The organism is Bacteroidia bacterium (genome assembly GCA_026932145.1).
GTDB lineage: Bacteria > Bacteroidota > Bacteroidia > J057 > JAIXKT01 > JAIXKT01.
The window spans coordinates 1-3,788 of sequence record JAIXKT010000005.1 but is presented as its reverse complement, the minus strand read 5'-3'; the positions used below and the strand labels follow the sequence as shown (position 1 = coordinate 3,788).

General features: G+C 37.0%; 4 protein-coding genes. All 4 read left to right on the top strand.

The window, feature by feature from the left end:
* Positions 1-727: hypothetical protein (locus LC115_01090; protein MCZ2355276.1), on the top strand; the 727-nt coding region annotated here is incomplete at its 5' end.
* Between the two features lie 18 nt (positions 728-745).
* Positions 746-1,105, top strand: a complete 360-nt coding sequence (locus LC115_01085) for a four helix bundle protein (protein ID MCZ2355275.1) — start codon at positions 746-748, stop codon at positions 1,103-1,105.
* 23 nt (positions 1,106-1,128) lie between these two features.
* Complete coding sequence (locus LC115_01080) at positions 1,129-2,133, top strand: virulence RhuM family protein (GenBank protein ID MCZ2355274.1); 1,005 nt, start codon at positions 1,129-1,131, stop codon at positions 2,131-2,133.
* Positions 2,130-3,587, top strand: coding sequence for a hypothetical protein (locus LC115_01075; GenBank protein ID MCZ2355273.1), 1,458 nt, complete (start codon positions 2,130-2,132; stop codon positions 3,585-3,587). The genes LC115_01080 and LC115_01075 overlap by 4 nt, the downstream gene beginning before the upstream one ends.
* The last annotated feature ends 201 nt before the right edge of the window (positions 3,588-3,788 follow it).

Genomic DNA, 3,788 nt, shown 5'->3' with positions numbered 1-3,788 from the left:
GACTTCGCTCAACCGCCAAAAAGATGATGCGGTTTTGACTTCGCTCAACCGCCAAGAAGATGATGCGGTTTTGACTTCGCTCAACCGCCAAAAAGATGAGTGTCGGCAACTGAGCGAAGTCGAAGTTAGCCGAAGCTACACCCCCTTTGAAGGCATTTGCTTAACAGACACCTTTCAGCTCAACGAAACCGAAGACGGAGCAAAACTCTTCTCTGAAATGTTCCTTGCTAACTCAGAACGCGTGCAGCGACAACAAAAAGCACCCATTCGCATTATTATGGGCAACCCACCATATTCCATAGGTCAAAAATCTGCAAACGACAACGCACAAAATCAATCTTACCCGAAATTAGACAGCAGAATTGCTAATACTTATGCTGCACAATCGCAAGCAGGTTTGAATAAATCGCTTTACGATGCCTACATAAAAGCGTTTCGCTGGAGCACCGACCGTTTGGCTTCCACAGGCTCAGCCAACGGAGAAGGTGGCGGCATTATTTGTTTTGTAAGCAACGGTGCCTGGCTTGATGGAAACAGCACAGACGGGTTTAGAAAAATCATTGAACAGGAATTTTCGTCTATTTATGTTTTCAATTTACGTGGCAACCAACGCACCAGTGGCGAACTAAGCCGAAAAGAAGGAGGAAAAATTTTTGGCAGCGGTAGCCGAACGCCAATAACAATAACTTTGTTGGTAAAGAAACCTGAAGAAACAATTACGAATTAAAAATTACGAATTACGAAAATGAAACAAGACAATATAATCCAACAGAAATCATTTGCCTTTGCAATAAGAATGGTGAATGCCTATAAATTTCTGACCACAGAAAAGAAAGAATTTGTACTATCCAAACAAATGCTTCGTAGTGGAACATCAATAGGTGCAAATGTTGAAGAATCAATCGGAGGACAATCGGATAAGGATTTTCTATCAAAAGTCAGCATTGCATACAAAGAAGCAAGAGAAACAGTTTATTGGATCAAGTTATTACAAGCCACTAACTATTTATCAGAACAAGAAGCAATAAGTTTGTTGAATGATGCCGAAGAACTCTGTAAAATTCTTGGCAAAATCCAAGTAACTATAAAAAATCGTAATTCGTAATTTTTAATTCGTAATTGAAAAAGATGAGCAATATTATTTTATACGAAACACCCGAAGGCAAAGTGCAGGTAGCTGTACGCTTTGAAAACGAAACCTTTTGGCTTACGCAAAAAGCAATAGCTGTACTGTTCGATACAACATCGCAAAACATTACGCTCCATTTGAAAAATATTTTTTCGGAAGGCGAACTTGATGAAAAGGCAACTTGTAAGGATTTCTTACAAGTTCAATTGGAAGGCAGTAGAAACGTAGAAAGAGTGCAGAAATTCTACAGCCTCGATGCTGTGATAGCGGTAGGCTATCGCGTAAACAGCAAACAAGCCACACAATTCCGTATTTGGGCTACACAAACACTCAAAGAATACATTATCAAAGGTTTTGTATTAGATGACGAGCGTTTAAAACAAGGAAAAGAATTTGGTAAAGATTATTTTGATGAATTGCTGGCTCGTATTCGTGATATTCGGGCTTCGGAAAAACGCTTTTATCAAAAAATCAGAGATTTGTTTATGCTCAGCAAAGACTATGATAAAACAGATAAAAAAACAGAACTCTTTTTTGCCGAGATACAGAACAAATTACTTTTTGCTGTTACCAAACATACGGCAGCAGAAATAGTTGTAAACAGAGCCAAAGCCGATTTGCTCAATATGGGATTAACTTCGTGGAAAGGCAGCCGCGTAAGAAAAGAAGACATTTTTATTGCTAAAAACTATTTATCGGCGGATGAAATAGACATGCTCAACCGAATGGTAACACTCTTTTTGGACACAGCCGAATTGAGAGTGAAAGAACAAATTCCGTTGAGCTTAACCTATTGGAAAGAAGAAGCAGACAGTGTCATCCAATTCAGCAGAAAACCACTGTTGGATAATGCCGGAACAGTGAGCAATGAACAAATGAAAAAAATTGCCACCAAGCAATATGAAATGTTCGACACACAACGTAAAAAAACAGAAGCCTTAACAGCTGATTTGGAAGAACAAAAAGCTATTGATGAGCTGATTAAAAAAGCAAAAAAGAAATGAAGAAAGCTAAAATATACTATTACGACATCGGCGATTACAAAACCCGCGATGAGAAACTCAAAATCATCAGCGAGTTTAAATCTTTTGCGAATATGCCACTCACTGAACTTACGCCCAATGAGCACGGAGATTGGATTAGCGTAAGAAACGATGCGTTTAGCACCTTTATTCCATTAGAGCCAGAAAAGAAATTTGATGCGAAAACGCAAACGTTTTTTAATTTGAATGTGATTGGCATTTCTACAAATCGTGATGCGTGGGTTTATAATTTTTCAAAAGAAAAAGTTGCCGAAAATATGCAACGAATGATTGCCTTTTACAACGAACAAAGCAACGCTTTTGCAGAAGCAAAAAAGAAAAATTCAAAATTAGAAGTTGAAGATTTTGTTAATGGCGATTCAACAAGAATTAGTTGGACAAGAGCATTGAGAAACGATGCAAAGAAAAACATTCAACATTCATATAACATTTCGCATTTCAGAAAAGGAATTTATCGTCCTTTCATAAATCAGAATTTATATTTTGACAAAAACTTTATTGAAAGTCCGGGATTAAGTTCACAATTATTCCCAACTGCAAAATCAGAAAACTTAATTATAAATGTTACGGGAATTGGTGCAAGCAAAGAGTTTTCAGTTGTTATTTCAAATAGTTTAACAGGAATTGATACGATTGAAAAAAATCAAATTTTCCCACTTTACTACTACGTAGAAAACAACACCACGCAAAAAGGTTTGTTTGATGAGAGCCACGAAAAAGGATTAATCCGCAGAGAAGCCGTCAGCGATTTCATTTTAGAAAGAGCTAAAAAAATCTATGGTAAAAATGTTACCAAAGAAGATATTTTTCACTATGTGTATGGTTTTTTGCACAGCAAGGAATACAGAGAAACCTTTGCCAACGATTTAAAGAAAATGTTGCCACGCCTGCCTTTGGTAGAGGATGTAAAAGATTTTTGGGCATTCAGCAAAGCAGGTAGAAAATTAGCCGAACTGCATTTGAATTATGAAAGCATTGAGCCAAGCAAAGAAGTAATTGTGCTATTTAATCCCCTCAACATTGCAGATACACTCAAACAGGCAAACAAAAAAGAATTAGAATACCTGAATTACCGGGTAGAGAAAATGCGTTTCTCAAAACTCCCCTCTCCAAATGGAGAGGGGTCGAGGGTGAGGTCAAAAGACACCATTATTTACAACAGCCAAATCACCATAGAAAACATTCCCGAAAAGGCATACAACTATGTAGTAAACGGCAAATCTGCCATAGAATGGATAATGGAACGCTACCAAGTAAGCACCCATAAAGAAAGTGGTATTGTAAACAATCCCAACGATTGGGCAAAAGAACAAAACAAACCCAAATACATTTTGGATTTGTTGTTGAGCATCATCAATGTAAGTGTGCAAACAGTTGATATTGTGAACGCATTACCCAAAGTAAAACTTGATTAACCTAAATATTTGGGTTGGTTTAAAAACCCGAAAAAAGGAATCGTTGGTTTTGTTTTGGGTATAAGTTATAAAATTGCGCTAATTTATCAAGATATTTTATCATACTGTCAGAGCCACAGCCCCCAAAAAGAATTGCTATTTTTCAATTCGAGCCTGTTGCACGACAAAAAGAATAAAAATATTTAACTATTTGATTTTGAA